At 40.8% G+C, this 15,607-nt stretch carries 16 protein-coding genes; 1 reads left to right on the top strand and 15 read right to left on the bottom strand.

Annotated elements, in window-relative coordinates; translation table 11 throughout:
- Positions 1–58 precede the first annotated feature (58 nt).
- Positions 59–1,447 carry an HlyD family efflux transporter periplasmic adaptor subunit gene (locus ACGG81_RS07190; protein ID WP_317344305.1) on the bottom strand — a complete coding sequence of 463 codons (1,389 nt, stop codon included), beginning with the start codon at positions 1,445–1,447 and terminating at the stop codon, positions 59–61.
- 15 nt (positions 1,448–1,462) lie between these two features.
- Entirely contained in the window at positions 1,463–2,407 is a 945-nt protein-coding gene (locus ACGG81_RS07185) for a TIGR01212 family radical SAM protein (RefSeq protein ID WP_120091690.1), read from the bottom strand.
- Positions 2,408–2,479: 72 nt separating this feature from the next.
- Here ACGG81_RS07185 and ACGG81_RS07180 point away from each other — a divergent pair, with 72 nt between their 5' ends.
- Positions 2,480–2,686: a DUF378 domain-containing protein gene (locus tag ACGG81_RS07180; protein WP_008975721.1), complete on the top strand. Its 207-nt coding sequence runs from the start codon at positions 2,480–2,482 to the stop codon at positions 2,684–2,686.
- 83 nt (positions 2,687–2,769) lie between these two features.
- Here ACGG81_RS07180 and ACGG81_RS07175 read toward each other — a convergent pair whose 3' ends face one another.
- The 13 genes from ACGG81_RS07175 to ACGG81_RS07115 form a co-directional block, all read right to left on the bottom strand.
- The gene (locus ACGG81_RS07175) at positions 2,770–3,741 is read right to left on the bottom strand and encodes a D-alanyl-D-alanine carboxypeptidase family protein (protein ID WP_009261852.1); all 972 of its coding nucleotides are present in this window, start codon (positions 3,739–3,741) and stop codon (positions 2,770–2,772) included.
- Positions 3,725–4,120, bottom strand: a complete 396-nt coding sequence (locus tag ACGG81_RS07170) for a methylglyoxal synthase (RefSeq protein ID WP_008975723.1) — start codon at positions 4,118–4,120, stop codon at positions 3,725–3,727. The genes ACGG81_RS07175 and ACGG81_RS07170 overlap by 17 nt, the downstream gene beginning before the upstream one ends.
- Positions 4,121–4,135: 15 nt before the next feature.
- Positions 4,136–5,251 carry an FtsW/RodA/SpoVE family cell cycle protein gene (locus tag ACGG81_RS07165; protein WP_009261851.1) on the bottom strand — a complete coding sequence of 372 codons (1,116 nt, stop codon included), beginning with the start codon at positions 5,249–5,251 and terminating at the stop codon, positions 4,136–4,138.
- Complete coding sequence (minE, locus tag ACGG81_RS07160; protein WP_008975725.1) at positions 5,248–5,478, bottom strand: cell division topological specificity factor MinE; 231 nt, start codon at positions 5,476–5,478, stop codon at positions 5,248–5,250. Before minE ends, ACGG81_RS07165 begins: the two co-directional genes overlap by 4 nt.
- 15 nt (positions 5,479–5,493) lie before the next feature.
- Positions 5,494–6,282 (bottom strand): septum site-determining protein MinD, encoded by a 789-nt coding sequence (gene minD / locus ACGG81_RS07155; protein ID WP_008975726.1) that lies wholly within the window; start codon positions 6,280–6,282, stop codon positions 5,494–5,496.
- A 41-nt stretch (positions 6,283–6,323) separates the two neighbouring features.
- On the bottom strand, positions 6,324–9,236 hold the full coding sequence (locus ACGG81_RS07150) for a penicillin-binding transpeptidase domain-containing protein (protein ID WP_390110359.1): 2,913 nt from the start codon (positions 9,234–9,236) through the stop codon (positions 6,324–6,326).
- Entirely contained in the window at positions 9,229–9,747 is a 519-nt protein-coding gene (gene mreD, locus ACGG81_RS07145; protein WP_008975729.1) for a rod shape-determining protein MreD, read from the bottom strand. Before mreD ends, ACGG81_RS07150 begins: the two co-directional genes overlap by 8 nt.
- A gap of 14 nt (positions 9,748–9,761) precedes the next feature.
- The gene (mreC, locus tag ACGG81_RS07140; protein ID WP_009261848.1) at positions 9,762–10,634 is read right to left on the bottom strand and encodes a rod shape-determining protein MreC; all 873 of its coding nucleotides are present in this window, start codon (positions 10,632–10,634) and stop codon (positions 9,762–9,764) included.
- Entirely contained in the window at positions 10,631–11,653 is a 1,023-nt protein-coding gene (locus ACGG81_RS07135; RefSeq protein WP_016438952.1) for a rod shape-determining protein, read from the bottom strand. Before ACGG81_RS07135 ends, mreC begins: the two co-directional genes overlap by 4 nt.
- A 17-nt stretch (positions 11,654–11,670) precedes the next feature.
- Positions 11,671–12,366, bottom strand: coding sequence for a RadC family protein (gene radC, locus ACGG81_RS07130; RefSeq protein WP_008975732.1), 696 nt, complete (start codon positions 12,364–12,366; stop codon positions 11,671–11,673).
- A gap of 35 nt (positions 12,367–12,401) precedes the next feature.
- Positions 12,402–12,662: a DUF4321 domain-containing protein gene (locus ACGG81_RS07125; protein WP_009261847.1), complete on the bottom strand. Its 261-nt coding sequence runs from the start codon at positions 12,660–12,662 to the stop codon at positions 12,402–12,404.
- A 104-nt stretch (positions 12,663–12,766) separates the two neighbouring features.
- A complete protein-coding gene (locus tag ACGG81_RS07120; RefSeq protein ID WP_016438953.1) occupies positions 12,767–14,353 on the bottom strand; it encodes an NAD(P)/FAD-dependent oxidoreductase in 1,587 nt (528 codons plus the stop codon).
- Positions 14,350–15,597 (bottom strand): NAD(P)/FAD-dependent oxidoreductase, encoded by a 1,248-nt coding sequence (locus ACGG81_RS07115; protein WP_270196686.1) that lies wholly within the window; start codon positions 15,595–15,597, stop codon positions 14,350–14,352. Before ACGG81_RS07115 ends, ACGG81_RS07120 begins: the two co-directional genes overlap by 4 nt.
- Positions 15,598–15,607 lie beyond the last annotated feature (10 nt).

Below are 15,607 nucleotides of genomic sequence, written 5' to 3'. Positions count from 1 at the left end.
TTCACTCCTCGTCTTTTGCTGTTTTGTCATTTGATTTATTACGAATGTGCTCCGGGGCTTATCGGAACACAACTTCGTCCTCTTTTATTCCTTTGCCATCCAGCGCAATGTGATCATAATTTGTCAGCCCATACGACGTATTTTCTTCTACAATATAATATTCTTCACTTTCTGCAAGAATATTAATCTGCCGAAAGACAGCATATCCACGATTAATATTGTAAACCCCTTCTAAAGTTCCTTTTTCGTTCAACGCCATTGTATCATTGCTGTCCTCACACAGCAGTGTATCTCCCTTTTTCAATTCTTCAGAGGCAATATAGCTTTTTCCATCTTTTTGTGCATAGACAGTTGCTTTTACAAATTCTGTAGATCCATTGCGTTTTTTCCTGATGACACCTGCTTCTTTGCTGTTGCCGCCGACGGTTACATATTCCTCCGGCACCAAAAAGAACTCCTTTTCTACTTTAGCCGTTTTAGGAATCTTCAATCCGGTTTCATCTTCCAGAATCAATTCAAGATCCAGATAACGCTCTTCTGCATAACGCACCATCGAATTGTTAAAGGAAAGAATACCATAATAATGGTCATCCTTACTTACGACACTGACATTGGCCCACAGATATTCATCGTCCTTTAGAAAACGAACTTTGACAGAGTTCATCTCAGAGAGTTCTGCTGAGAACTCTTTATCTATTTCGATGGCCACAGACCATTTCTCACTTGTCACAAGCTTATAAGCAGGAGAACCCGCAGTAATCTTTTGATTGTTCAGCAGTTCTGTCTTCTGATAATCTGTTTTATTGAGTAAATCTGATGTAAGCGTATCTTTTGTAATGCCTTCCAGCCCATCTACAGAGTATATGATAATACCGTCTCTTGGTGATGCGCATAATCTTAATCCGGCAGAATTTCCGGAAGCGATAATGGAATCCAATTCGTTGATGCGAGTTTGATTTTGGATTCCAAGCATCACACTGTCGATATTTGTGCGGAGATTGTAAGTGTTATGAAACTGTTCGTCCTGAAATGTTTCATTAAATTTCTGTGTCTTTAATACAATCTGGTTCAGATCTCCTTCAGAGAGTTCCACAGCTGCGGCATCTCCAGATACCTCTGTGTGTTCCATCTTTTCATTGCTCAATGTATATACATTGGAAGCTGCGGATACCTTACTCCCTTCAGAAGTATAATAATTGATATAGCCGTCTCCTTCAGACTCCACGATCATTTCTTCACGAATCGCAAGCCCCGTATATTCATAATCATTCAAAATGCTTCCTTCTCTTACTTCATAGGAAGTAATATGAGGGGAAGTTAGGTACAGAATAATTGTAACAATCAGATAAAAGAAAATGATTCCAAAAATGATGATTCCGACATTGAAAGGAATTTTCTTTTTTGTTTTGTATGCGTTTAAATCGATAAACTTGTCTTGTTGTGCCAAAAATATGACCTCCTACTATAATTTCTGAAGTGCAGCACCATTTAGGTAGCTGCATCGTATGCCCTGTCTGCTGTTTCGTCTCTGCATTTCCTGCTCAAATTCTTCCTGAAGCTTCCACCAGCTAGTTCCCCAGTTGGAAAATACAGCATCTTCTTCCGGAACCCTGCTGAACAGTCTTTCTACTACAATGTCAGGTGAAAGATATTCTAAGAAATCAGCAAGTCTCTGTAAGTATTCTTCTTTTGAGCACACCGCTATTGTACCATTTTCATACGCATTGCACAACAAAGTATTTTTTGCAATATAAAGAGAATGAATCTTTACAATCGGTATGCGAAGGGCAGATAAGATTTTTGCAGTTTCAATAGCATCTCTTCGCGTATCTCCCGGAAGATTTAAAATCACATGGGTGCAGATTGTAAAATCATACATCTGAATACAGCGGACCGCATCTAAATATTCCGCAAGACCATGACCTCTCTGAATGTCATCCAATGTATGATAATTGACCGTCTGCAATCCTAATTCCAACGTAATTTCCACAGAATAAGTTTCCTTGATCTGTTTCAATACTTCCATATAATCTTTACGGATACAGTCCGGCCTTGTAGAAATAGAAATTTCTATAATATCCCTTTGGCTGGCAGCTTCTTTCATACAATTTTGAAAATCAGAAAGCGGCATAAAGGTATTTGTATAATTTTGAAAATAGGCAATAAATTTCTCTGCCTTATACTTTTTAGAAATAAATGCTTTATTTTCGTTCAACTGCTGTGTGACAGTTTTTTGATTGGAAAGGCTTTCAAATCCGGTGCCGATTTCCGCACAGAATGTGCATCCACCGCCATTAATCCTGTTTGGACAAGTGATTGGAAGATTGATGGGAAGTTTATAAACCTTTGTTCCATATTTTTTCTTTAAGTATTCAGAATATTTATTATAGTAACTTTGTGTTTCCATAGTTTTTCCTTTAACGTATAAATTCTCATTTCATGGCAATTCTATTATTATCTTAAAAAAGGAGGAATTCACATGAAATGGTTTGATAATACAGCATTGACACTTGTAATCATAGGTGCTGTTAACTGGTTGCTTGTTGGTATTTTTAAATTCGACCTCGTTGCTTTTCTGTTAGGGGATTTGTCGTGGCTGTCACGTATCATCTACACAGTCATCGGTCTTTGCGGCCTTTATTTGATCAGTCTCTTTGGACGAATCAACGAGATCTCAGAGTCTTAACAGCACATGGAATATTTGTACATGTAACTGTGTATATTTAAATTTTAAAAAGTGTGCTGCCGCATCAGACATGCAGCGGCACACTAAGAAGCCGGAATCGCTGAAATCAGCGAAGTCATATCATTATAAAGAACCGTTTTGTCAGGTGCTCCCATTACAATAGAAATATAAGGATTTCCTGAAAGGTCCTTTTCTAAAAGAATCAGGCAGGATCCTGCCAAATCTTCTGTTCCTGTCTTTCCACCTACAATCACTGCATTCTGTGGAGGAATTGCGAGACCTTGCGCATAAAAATGGGACGGTGTCCATGTCAGCTGTCTTGTTCCAGAAGTAGGATTCTGTACTGTTGCAGCATAGGATGACTGTGAAATCATCGTCAAAAATGTCTCATTTTTCATACATTCATTAAAAATCAAATACAGATCATATGCTGTAGTATAATGATCTGCTTCATGCAATCCATGTGGATTTGTAAAGTGTGTGTTTGTTGCGCCGAGTTTTCTCGCCTCTTCATTCATTAACTCTACAAAAGCTTCCACACTGCCAGAAATATGCTCTGCAATTGCAATGGCATTATCATTTCCGGAATGAAGTAATAATCCATAGAGGAGTGCTTCCATCGTAATCTGGTCATTTTCTTGCAGTCCACAGACAGAGGCATCCACATCAAAGGTCACTGCACGTCGGCTCACAGTCACAATATCTGACAGATTTCCATATTTCAAAGCAACATAAGCAGTCAGTACCTTTGTTGTGCTTGCCGGATAAAGTTTGTTATGAAGATTCTGTGCATAGAGCACCTGTTCCTGATTTACACCAAACAGTCCGGCAGCATGTAATTGCTGGTCTGTCGTATAACCTGGAAGTTCGATATTTTCCACCGCCACACAGAGATTTTCTGCATACAAATCTGCACGATATAAATCCCGATTGTATTCTGATTTCTCATAGATGGCAATGATGGATTCTTTTTTTGCGCATCCTGCTATGAGAAACATACCAATCAAAAGAAAACTTCCAAAGAAAAATCTCTTTCTTCTATCTGTACATCTCACGCCACTCTAAATCTCCTCTGTCGATCGCTAAGATTAATACTTCTGCAGTTGCTACATTGGTCGCCATTGGAATGTTATGCATATCACAGAGGCGCACAACATCATTGACATTTGGCTCATTGGATTTTGGAGCAAGAGGATCCCTTAGGAAAATCACTGCATCTATTTGATTCTGATCGATCTGTGCTCCCATCTGCTGAGAACCTCCAAGTGGACCTGCCAGATATTTATGAATGGAAAGGTTGGTCACTTCCTCGATCAGGCGTCCTGTTGTTCCTGTTGCATATAATTCATGTTTACTTAAAATTCCTCTGTATGCAATACAGAAATTCTGCATTAACATCTTCTTAGCATCATGTGCTATTAATCCTATTCTCATCGTGTGCTCACTCTCCTATTGGTATTTTTTCGGTTGTAATCCTACATTTAATACAACCCCTATTCCGCTGAACAGGCTGACTATGGAAGAAAGTCCATAGCTTACAAAAGGCAATGAAATACCTGTGTTCGGAAAAATTCCGGTCGCCACACTGATGTTGATAAAACTCTGTATTCCTATCAGTGCGGCTACCCCCCCGCAGATGATCTGTCCTGCAAGATCCTGCGCTCTTAATCCGATTATAATACATTGGACAATAATTAACAATAATAAAATAATTACAATACAGCATCCAATAAATCCAAGTTCTTCCCCAATAATTGCGAAGATAAAATCTGTCTGAGGCTCTGAAATGAAATTTCCGTTTTTCACAGATGTTGTTGTATTGTTGTCATACCCCTTCCCTTTCAGTTGCCCAGACCCGATTGCCATAATAGAATTCATCTGTTGATATGCTGTGGAAGAAGCATATTTCTGCGGTTCCAGCCATGCAAGGATTCTCTGCCGTTGATAGTCTTTTAAGAACGGTACATTGGAATGTACAACAAGACTTAAAAAGATCAGACAGACTGGAATCACAACCGCCAACACAGTGCCGATAAACTTATAGCTAAGGCCTCCCAGATACAAGAGGACACAAAACAGTGCTGCAAGGCAAATGGTGGTAGACAAGTTAGGCTGCTTGTAAATCAAATACAAAGAGGGAAGGATCAAAGCAATCGCTTCCATGATCATGACTGGATGATTTAATTTTTTTCTATGTTTCGTTAAAAATTGAGCAAAGAATAAAATCATCAGAATCTTTGTTGGATCAGAAGGCTGAAACCGGATAAATCCAAAATCAAGCCACCTGACTGCGTTGTTTGCCTCTGCTCCAAAAAAATGAACAAGCAGAAGTAGAATCAGATTGACAGCATACAAAATCCAGTAAAACCGCAAGATCCATTTGTAGTCGATGACAGAAAATAAAAGCATTACAAGCAGACCAAGAATCACTCCGAAGATCTGTTTGCCTTGCATAGATTTCTGTGCACTTCCAACGGCCATGATTCCGATAATCGAAAGTGCTGTGACAAAAGTCACCAGTATGAAGTTAAAATTTTTCAAATGATATCGTTTTAAAAATTTCACTTTTTCTCTCCTGCTAATTGAATATGTATATCAGATTGTGTAATTTGAACAGTAAAGTTTTCGGGTGTAATTTCGATATATTTTGAGACGGTCAGAAATAATTCCTCTGCGATCCGTTCCATATATTCCGGAGTACTGTTTACGCGGTCAGACGACAAGATCAACCGCAGTCGTTCTTTTGCAATCGTTACCGAAGTACGTTTCTTTTTCCATCCAAATTTCTGCATCTGATTCCCTCCCTGTTACTTTTTGAATACTTTTGTCAGTCTTGAAAACAATCCATCCTGCTTTTCAAAATTCAAGAAAGGGACTTCTTCTCCAGTCAGCCTTTTACAAATATTTTTATATGCCGCGCCTGCTTTGGAACTTAGACTAATGACAGGCTCTCCCTGATTTGTACCGATTACAACTTGTTCATCATCAGGAATGACACCGATCAGGCGTATTCCAAGGATTTCTGTCACATCTTCCACGGACATCATCTCTCCTCTTTTTACCATATCCATTCTAAGTCGATTGATGATCAGCTCGGACTGGGCAATTCCTCCTTGCTCCAAAAGACCAATGATTCGATCTGCATCACGGATTGCAGAGACTTCTGGTGTTGTGACGACAACTGCACGGTCCGCTCCCGCGATTGCATTTTGAAATCCTTGTTCAATTCCTGCCGGACAGTCGAGGATAACATAATCAAACAATTCTTTTAGTTCTGCTGTCAGCTTTTTCATCTGTTCCGGAGTTACCGCTGACTTATCTTTTGTCTGTGCCGATGGAAGCAAGTATAATTCCGGATAGCGCTTGTCCTTGATCAGCGCCTGTTTTAGCCTGCAGCTTCCCGTAATGACATCGACCAGATTGTAAACAATCCGATTTTCAAGACCTAGCACAACATCGAGATTGCGAAGTCCTAAGTCAGTATCGATCACAATCACTTTTTTCCCCATCTGTGCAAGTCCGACTCCGATATTAGCCGTTGTTGTTGTCTTTCCGACACCGCCTTTGCCAGATGTGATTACAATTACTTCACCCATACAAAATTCCTCCATTTCATTTCTTTTTTGTCTTTTGTATTTTAATCTCCGGCACCGGCAACACCAAGCATGCTGGCGCTTCCTGTGACGATATCTTCCGTATCTCCAAGATGATATTTATATTTTACAATATCTCTTCCAATTTCTGCTGTGTAACTGGAATTATAGCCATTGGCAATTCTTACGCTCACGGCAATTTCCGGATTTTCGCTTGGGGCATAGCCGACAAACAGTGCATGATCCGGATGGGTCTCACTCTGCTGAGCCGTACCGGTCTTGCCTGCCATCTGAAAACCTTCCAGGCGGAGAGAATCAAATGTTCCAGTTGTTGATACCATATCTTCCATTCCCTGTTGCACTGCATTCCAGGTGCTGTCTGAAACTTCGGTAATTTCATTTCTCAGTTCCGGTTGATAGTCTTTTACAACATTTCCTTTTTTATCCACAGTCTTGTCGAGAAGGGAAAGCTGAAAGACTTTTCCACGGTTTGCAACAGCTGTCACATAGCGTGCGAGCTGGCTTGTCGTATAGTTGTTTGTTCCCTGACCAATAGCAGAAAGTACGGAGTCTGTATCGGAAATCTGAGGTTTCGATTCTGAAATTTCTAATCCGGACTTTTCATTTAACCCAAACATCTCTGCATATTTTGTCAGTTTCTCAATACCGAGATCACTGGAATACGTTTTCGCAGGCTTTCCATCCTCTCCCTTTTTATCCCCTGATTCTGTCACTCCCAACTCATATCCCATTTCATAATAGAAAATATTACAAGAGTGCTGAAGAGCGCCTGTGACGTCAAGCCAACCATGAGCTCCCGGCGAAATCCAGCACTTTGGATTTGGAAATACTTTCTCAAATATTCCTTCACATACAACTCCATCAGATGGTGTAATGATTCCTTCTGTCAAAGCTACAACGGATGTCAACATTTTATACGTAGATCCCGGTGCAGTCCGCTCCTGAGTAGCAGTATTATAAAAAGGACTGGAGAGATCATTTGCAAGCTTATTATAGTAAGCAGAATCCATTGTATTGGCCAGCCTATTATTATCATAGCCCGGATAGGATACACATGCAAGCACCTCCCCGGTATTTACATCGGTCACAACTGCAGAACCGGAACAAGGTTCCAGTGCAAGTTGGGCTGGTGTAATTTCAAGAGAACTGATTTTCCCGACAAGAAAACTATATGGGTCAATCTGACCGCCTTCCAGTCCCTGATATTGCCCTTCGTCAAAGGCAATTACATTCTGTTCGTATAAAATTCTGCAAATATCTTTGCCCTTCAGTTCATTCGCTTTGATCATATAGCGATAAACAAGCTTTTCGAATGTGCTGTCCGACGGAAGCGTTTGCTCGAGGTAAGTTAAAATCTGCCCGTAAATTTCATTGAGATCCGAATATTTCTCCTGCTCAGTTTCTGCCTGCAGAATCTCTGAAAGATTTATCCAGTTTTTTGATATCGCATAGTTCAGATATTCGTAAAGGCTGATGGTTTCATCTTTTGTCCATGCGATATAGGTTTTATCGCTTGTATCTATCGCATCGGAAGATAGGATTCCTGCCTGGTCCATCAGAAGATCGTCTGCAATATAATTCATATATGCCTGCATTTCTTTGGAAAGTGATTTGTAAGAAGCAGCCGCTGGATCCCGGAGTTGGGACATAACTTCCGCAATGCAGGAAGCTTTCTTTTCCGCGACAAGAGCTTCCACCTTTTTTTCTGTCTCTTTTGCATCTGTCGATGAAAAATGTTTTGTGTCGATCACTTCATTTGCAAATAGCGCATGATAAACATCATCAATCGGTATGATGATCTTGCTGGAGTCTCCTGCGGAAGCCGTATCATAATTCATGATATTTTGAATGCGTGACACGAGAATTCCGGCAAGTTTTTCTTCAATGATCTGATAGGTTGCCTCCTGAAGATTTTTATCAATTGTCAGATAGAGATCGTTCCCGGCAACGGCATCAGTTTTTTTCTCTGTCTCAATTACATTTCCGACACTGTCCACATAGACAATTTCTTTTCCTTTTGTTCCTTGCAGTTCTTCATCCATGGTCTGTTCTAATCCGGATTTTCCAACAATATCAGTCAATGTATATTCTTTGGAGCTTTCCTTTTTCTCATTGTATTCTTCTTGGGAAATCTTACCGGTATATCCGATCAATGAAGCAAAATATTTACTGTCCGTATAACGTCTGAGAGAATCCTCTGCAATATTAACTCCTTGCAGTCTGTCAGAGTTTTCCATAATTTCAGCTACCGTCTCATCGCTGACATTCGATGCGATGGTTGTCGGAATGTATTTCTGGAAACTGTTGAGACTGATGGCATAACGGATGTTGACCATTTTTAAAATACGAGACTTTTCCATGGAAGATTGATCGATTCCATATCCATAACGCTCATCTTCACATAGATAATTTATAATGTCATCGGCACTGGCATTTTCCTCTTTGTCTGTCAGTTCATCAATTGTCTGATAACCATAAATATCCGCAAGGAACCTAAGCTTGGACGTCTCATTTTGTGCCGCAAATTCATAATTTCCTGAAGCATTTAAAATGATTCCAAAATCACTGATAACGGTATCACCGTTTGACTCTACAATGTCAATCACTTCTTCGACCGTTTCATTTATAATTTTATTTTTTTCTTTGAGTGTCATGGAAGAGTAATCGCCGTTGTCCTCAATCGTAACAGAATATGCCAATTCATTGTAGGCGAGCAATTCTCCATTCCGGTCATAAATGTTTCCTCTTGTCCCGGGAACTTCTCTTGTTTTCCGAATCTGAAGTTTATAATTATCCAGATAATACTGTCCTTTTACAATCTGCAGATAAAAAACTCTTTGGATCAAAATTGCAAACAGAACACAAAAGGCAATCACTGTTACGAACAGACGAGATTTTATAATTTCCATGATCCATTCTTTGATACGATTAAACAAATTTTCCAGCACTCCTTTTTTCTTCTGCTTCCAATCTTCGATTCAAGGTCAGAATGATCGGATACAATATTAATGTTACAAGTATAGTATAGATCAACTCAGGCAAAATGACATTTCCGAGATAATAAGGGAAATCAAATCGGCTTCGAAGTAAAAACAGGAGAAGATAGATTAACATCCCATAGACAAATTCACTTCCGGAAATCAAGATCAGTGGAAGTTTAATATCTTCTGCATAAAATAATCGTCGAAAAAATCCGTTGAGATATCCGATCACCATATAGAGCAGTGCATAAAATCCAATCAGATTTCCTGAAAAAACATCCATGAACAATCCACAGAAAAATCCAACAAACATTCCCGACTTTTTCCCTCGCATAAATCCGAATGAAGCTGTAAGAATGATCATTAAGTTCGGTGCGATGGAAGCAAGTGCAAGTGTCTGAAAAATGGTTGTCTGAAGCAGGAAACAAAAGAAGATCAGACATCCGGTTACTATTTTTCGTTTCATCAGTTCTCCACTCCTTACTTTGCTTCTTTTATCTCTTTCGTTACATCTTCTTTTAAAGTAGTAATGACAAGCACTTCATGAAGATGCTTGAAATCTACAACCGGAGTGAGATAACCGGATCGTGTCAGATTATTGGAATCTACCTTAATATCACTGACAACACCAATTGTAATTCCCTGGAGATATTTGTCACTGATATGAGAAGTCACAATTTCCTCTCCGACCGCAATCTCATTCTTATTATTTTCTAATTGTTCAAACTTGATCTTGCCATCATTCATCAACTTCAAATCCCCTTTGACAATACAAGTATCCAGTGTCGAAAGTGTCATGGCACTGATATTGCTGGAATCATCAATAATGGAACGGACACGAGACCATCCTGGGGCTACTTCTGTGATAATACCAACCAATCCAGATCCTGCAATTACATTCATATCCACTGCGAGTCCATCATCACTTCCTTTGTCGATGGTAAAGGTACTAAACCAGTTACCCGGATCCTTCCCGATCACATGAGCTCCCACTTTCTCATAATCTGCATAATTAGAATCTAATTTATACAGTTCCTGAAGACGTTCTAACTCGTATTTTTCTTGTTGGAGCATCTTGTTTTCCAACGTCAGTTCATCTACCTTTTCCTGAAGTGCTTCTTTTTCCTTTCTTGTCAGCTGCAATGTCTCAAAATTATCTGTAATATCTGTTAAAAACATTCCTATTTGATTGATTCCTTTCTGCATCGGAACAACCGTATAATTGGCAAAAATCCGCAAAGGTCCGTTGATTTTATCAGAAATCAGAGAAATTCCCATCAAAAGCAGACATACCGCTGAAAGGATTAAAAGCCAGTATTTACTTGCCAGACCATTTTGTTTTTTCTTTCTCATCGTATCCACCTGTCATTTTCCACTGACATCTCATAAGTCAGTTTGTGAAGATTTTTATTGTGTATGATTTTTTCAAGGCCTCTCACTGCACAAATTGCAGGCTGATTTGCCACAGTCACTTTCCATCCGCCGGCATGCGATAAATATCTGTCAAGACCTGAAAGCGATGCCATACCACCGGTCAGAAAGATTCCTTTTTGCTCAATTGCCTGCCGCACTTCCGGAGGAGTTCTTTTTAAAAGCGCCGTCATTTCCTTCACACAGTCTGACAGAGGCTCCCGAAGTGCCGTTTTCACTAACGTTCCGGGAATCTCCTTGTACTTTGGAAGGCCGGTTCCTAATTTTTTGCACGGAACTTGATAAATAGATTCCTGCCTGTTTGGAAATAATCCTGCTTCTTTTCGAAGAAATTCTGCGGTTCGCCCGGAGATTAATATTTGGTACCGATTTTTAACCAGCTGGATGATCTCACGGTCTAAATGCATTCCACCAATCTTAAGCAGGCGGTTCAATACGATTCCTCCATAGGAAAGCACAGACAATTCCATCGTAGATGCCCCAAAATTAACTAAAAAAATCCCTGGTTCTCGCTCCACGGCAATTCCGGCACCAACTGCATCTGCAATGCCGCGTGCCACGATTCGCACCGATTTTGCTCTCGCAGTTGAATGAAGGACAAGGTCGCAGAATGCCCGCTTTTCCAGTTCTGTTACATCTGTCGGAACAGCAATCACATACTCGGACCCATAAGCAAATTGGTGCCCTCGTTTTAGAAGATTTTGTAATAAATATTGCATATCGGTGATTCCGGAAATCACGCCTTCCTTCATCGGAAATACAACGCGGATGTGATCAGGTGTTTTCCCATACATCTCATATGCCTCATCTCCGACTGCAAAAATTTCCTTTTCATCCGCAAATGCAATCGCATTTTTTTCACGCCAGATTGTTTTTTGTTTTTTATCATATACTTTGATCTCATAACTGCCAAGATCAAGACCATATATATTTCTAGACAACCGACATCGATTCCTCTCTAAATAAGTTCTTGTTCGGCAAAGCTGATATAACAATTGTTCCCAATAATAATATGGTCTAACAGTTCAATTCCAATCAGACTTCCTGCCTCTTTAATTCTTTTTGTAATCAGAAGATCTTCTCGGCTTGGTGTGGGATCCCCGCTTGGGTGATTATGAAGCAATATGATAGAAACAGCATTTTTCTGCAGAGCTTCAATGAACAATTCCCGCGGAGTCAATAAAGACGCGTTGACCGTCCCTTTTGAGATTGTCGTTTCACCGAGAAGCTTTGCCTTTGTATTTAACATCAAAAGCTTCATATGCTCCTGCGTACGATGACGCATATCCTCCATATAATACTCAGCAATGGAGGACGGAGTCCGAAAATCAAGTCCTTGGTACGCATCTGCTTTTGAGAGACGCTTTGCAAGCTCCGACAGGCACAGAATCTGAATCGCTTTAATCTTTCCAATTCCTTTGATCTGCATCAGTTGTTCCATCGTCCAGTGATGAATATTTAAAATTCCATCCTGCCAATAAACCGGATACAAAATCTTTCTGGCCAGTTCCAGCACGCTGTGTCCTTTTGTCCCTGTGCGCAGAAGAATCGCAAGCAATTCAACATCGGTCAGATTGCCTGCGCCATACTGTTCACATTTTTCGTAAGGACGTTCCTCTGATATAATTTCTCTTATGGTACAATTTTGATTCATGTGTTCTTTAGACTCTTGTGCTACAAGTAAAGATGCTATAATAAGCGGTATATAATAATAGATATCACAACTCCAAGAATACTTGCAATTGTAATTTTGATATTCAGGCCGAAAGTAATGACTAATAAGCCGAGATTCAGCACAATCGGATTGTCAAACCCAAATGTCTGGCCATATGACAGCCAGCTCAGTGCCGGCACTCCCTCTGCCAGCATACCTATAAACCCGCCAAGCACAATTCCTGCCAAAAGCAGTAAAAAAAGTGCCCACGTGTTTTTTCCTGCGTGTCCTTTCATCTTTACTCCACCTCTTCTTCTCACAAACTCTGTTTATTTTATCATACTTTAAAAAAAGTGTATATAGAAAAGACATTAATTTTTTGTGAAGATTGTTTGTCTTTCTATCTGAGTTGACCTGCCACAGCTTCTGCCATACGAATCCCATCCATTGCGGCGGAAGTGATTCCACCGGCATATCCGGCCCCTTCTCCACACGGATATAACCCTTTTACACTTCCTTCCATAGTAGAAGGATCCCTGGAAATTCTGACCGGAGAAGATGTTCTGCTTTCCACGCCAGATAAGAGTGCATCTGGGTCAGCAAATCCTTGTAGTTTTTGATCAAAGCAACGGATGCCTTCTTCGATAGATGCTGCCACAATCTCCGGCAGGATTTCTCTGACATTAGCAGGCGCATAGTTTCCTTTCATGGAAGGGTGAACCGTTCCAAAACTGTCTGTTGCCCGGTTTTTGCAAAAATCTTCATAGCGCTGCACAGGAATTTTGCCCTGTGCCAGACGAAATGCCTTTTCTTCCAATTTTCTTTGAAACTCCATTCCAGCTAGTGGATGGTCACTGCCATAATCTTTTGGTGTCACGGTCACGATAATGGCACTGTTTGCATTTTCTCCTGCTCTGCTATGGTAGCTCATTCCGTTTACTGCAAGTCGCCCTTCTTCCGATGAAGCATTGACCACATAACCGCCTGGACACATACAGAAGGAATAAACACCTCTTCCATTTGAAAGTTGTGCCGTCACCTTGTAAGATGCCGCTGGAAGTGTTTTGGGCAGTTCCATCTGATATTGTGCATAATTGATCAATTTCTGTGGATGTTCGACGCGCACACCGACAGCAAATGATTTTGCTTCCATGCAAATCTGTTTTTCCCAAAGCATCTCAAAGGTATCTCTCGCACTGTGTCCAATTGCCAATATCACCGATTTCGCAGGAAGAAATTGCTCTTTATTTATTACAACGCCACAGATCTTTCCGTCAGTTATACAAAGCTCAGTCACTTTGCTTTCAAACCGAACCTCTCCGCCGTTGCTTTGGATCGTCTTCCGCATATTCTTTACAACATTCATCAGAAGATCTGTCCCAATATGTGGTTTATTTACATATAAGATTTCCTCCGGTGCGCCTTCTTTTACAAAGATTTCTAACACTTTCCGATTTCTTCCGGAAGGATCTTTGACAAGTGTATTTAGCTTACCATCAGAAAAAGTTCCGGCGCCTCCCTCTCCAAACTGAACATTGGATTCTGGATTCAGTTTGCCCGTCTCCCAAAAGGAATCTACATCTTTCTTCCGCTCTTCTATTGCTTTGCCGCGCTCCAGAAGTATTGGGGCAAATCCATGTTCTGCCAACATGTATGCACAGAACAGTCCTGCAGGACCACTTCCGATGATCACCGGTCGATCTGCCGGTGTGCTTTCCGCATGAAACGGGAATTGATATACTTTCTTTTCCACGATGGTGATATTTTTGCTGTGAACTTTTTTAAACACCTTTTTCTCCTGCAAAACGGAAGCATGAATCGTATAGACATAAAATATCTGTGGTTTTTTGCGCGCGTCAATTGATTGCTTTTCAATCGAATATTCTATCAGCTCCTCAGGACGGATCCGAAGTGTTCTCTCAATCTTTTCTCTCAATTCCTGCTGTGTATGTGTGCAGGGCAATTTCAATTGGCTAATCTGAATCATATTCTTTTTTCCCTTTCTCCTATACTGCTTTGCGCAGCACATTTTCCTGCAACAAACCCACTGGACCATGCCCACTGAAGGTTATATCCTCCGCAAATCCCATCTACATCGAGGAGCTCTCCCGCAAAATACAACCCCGATACACAATGGGATTCCATTGTTTTTGGATCAACTTCCTCTGTCCTGACACCACCCGCACAAATTTGTGCCTGATCAAAATCATTTGTGCCCTTGATTGTAATGCGAAGTGATTTTAACAGTCGGCATAAAATCATAATTTCCCGCTCTGATAGTTCCTGGCAGCTTTTCTTTTTATCAATTTTGCTAAGCCTTAAAATAGTTTGAGAAAATTTCTGGTGGTACATGCCCGTGAAAAACTCTGTCATTTTGCGTTCCGGATGCCTCCGGATCCGAAGTCTGAGGATATCGTCCATCTCCTTTTCTGTCACATTCGGTGCCAGATCCAAGACTGCAATGACCTCTTTTTTTCTGTAAAGGCCTTCCGATGCGTAACGACTTACTTGAAATACCGGAATGCCGGAAATTCCATATTTGGTAAGTTGAAGCTCCCCGGTATCTTCTGCACATTTTGTTCCATCTACGAAAAGTGTTACTTTCCCCTGGATGCGGACACCAGCTAACGCAGCAAAAAAATTTTCCTTTGCATGCAATGCCACAAGCGCGGGGAGGACCGGAGCAATCGTATGCCCCAGATCCTTCGCGTATTGATATCCACTTCCATCAGATCCGGTTACCGGAGATGCTTTTGACCCCGTGGCAAGAATTAGTTTTTGGCAATGGTATCTCTTTGTGGCGGTGCGGATTTCAAACTGTTCTTTCTTCTTCACAATCCCACAAATTTGCACACCATATTCTACCGGTATCTGCAGTCGCTCTACTTCCATCTGAAGTACTTCCAAAACAGAGGCTGCCTGATCAGACCCCGGATAAAGGTATCCGCCCCGGTCTCTGGTACAGATACCCAGTTCTTCAAAAAAAGCAATGGTCTTTTCTGCCGGAAACTGTTCGATCACCTGCCATGGAAAATTTCTCTGGCTACTTCTATAACAAGAAGGTTCCTGCAGACGATTTGAAAAATTACACCGTCCATTCCCAGTGGCAAGAATTTTCTTTCCTAATTTCTCATTGTGTTCTAAAATGCAGACACTGGCTCCTGATTTTGCTGCCGAGATTGCAGCCATCAGCCCGGAGGCTCCTCCTCCGACTACAATTACATTCTTCATAGTATCCTCT

This window comes from Faecalimonas umbilicata (assembly GCF_042846195.1).
Lineage (GTDB): Bacteria > Bacillota > Clostridia > Lachnospirales > Lachnospiraceae > Faecalimonas > Faecalimonas umbilicata.
This window is presented reverse-complemented; position numbering and strand designations above follow the sequence as displayed.

What these genes read in the sequence shown, in the direction of transcription:
- ACGG81_RS07120 (WP_016438953.1), bottom strand. Translation starts at nt 14,353, where the DNA reads ATGATTCAGATTAGCCAATTGAAATTGCCCTGCACACATACACAGCAG.
- mreC (WP_009261848.1), bottom strand. Translation starts at nt 10,634, where the DNA reads ATGAGAAAGAAAAAACAAAATGGTCTGGCAAGTAAATACTGGCTTTTA.
- ACGG81_RS07185 (WP_120091690.1), bottom strand. Translation starts at nt 2,407, where the DNA reads ATGGAAACACAAAGTTACTATAATAAATATTCTGAATACTTAAAGAAA.
- ACGG81_RS07115 (WP_270196686.1), bottom strand. Translation starts at nt 15,597, where the DNA reads ATGAAGAATGTAATTGTAGTCGGAGGAGGAGCCTCCGGGCTGATGGCT.
- radC (WP_008975732.1), bottom strand. Translation starts at nt 12,366, where the DNA reads ATGAATCAAAATTGTACCATAAGAGAAATTATATCAGAGGAACGTCCT.
- mreD (WP_008975729.1), bottom strand. Translation starts at nt 9,747, where the DNA reads ATGAAACGAAAAATAGTAACCGGATGTCTGATCTTCTTTTGTTTCCTG.
- minE (WP_008975725.1), bottom strand. Translation starts at nt 5,478, where the DNA reads ATGCAGAAATTTGGATGGAAAAAGAAACGTACTTCGGTAACGATTGCA.
- ACGG81_RS07170 (WP_008975723.1), bottom strand. Translation starts at nt 4,120, where the DNA reads ATGAGAATAGGATTAATAGCACATGATGCTAAGAAGATGTTAATGCAG.
- minD (WP_008975726.1), bottom strand. Translation starts at nt 6,282, where the DNA reads ATGGGTGAAGTAATTGTAATCACATCTGGCAAAGGCGGTGTCGGAAAG.
- ACGG81_RS07125 (WP_009261847.1), bottom strand. Translation starts at nt 12,662, where the DNA reads ATGAAAGGACACGCAGGAAAAAACACGTGGGCACTTTTTTTACTGCTT.
- ACGG81_RS07180 (WP_008975721.1), top strand. Translation starts at nt 2,480, where the DNA reads ATGAAATGGTTTGATAATACAGCATTGACACTTGTAATCATAGGTGCT.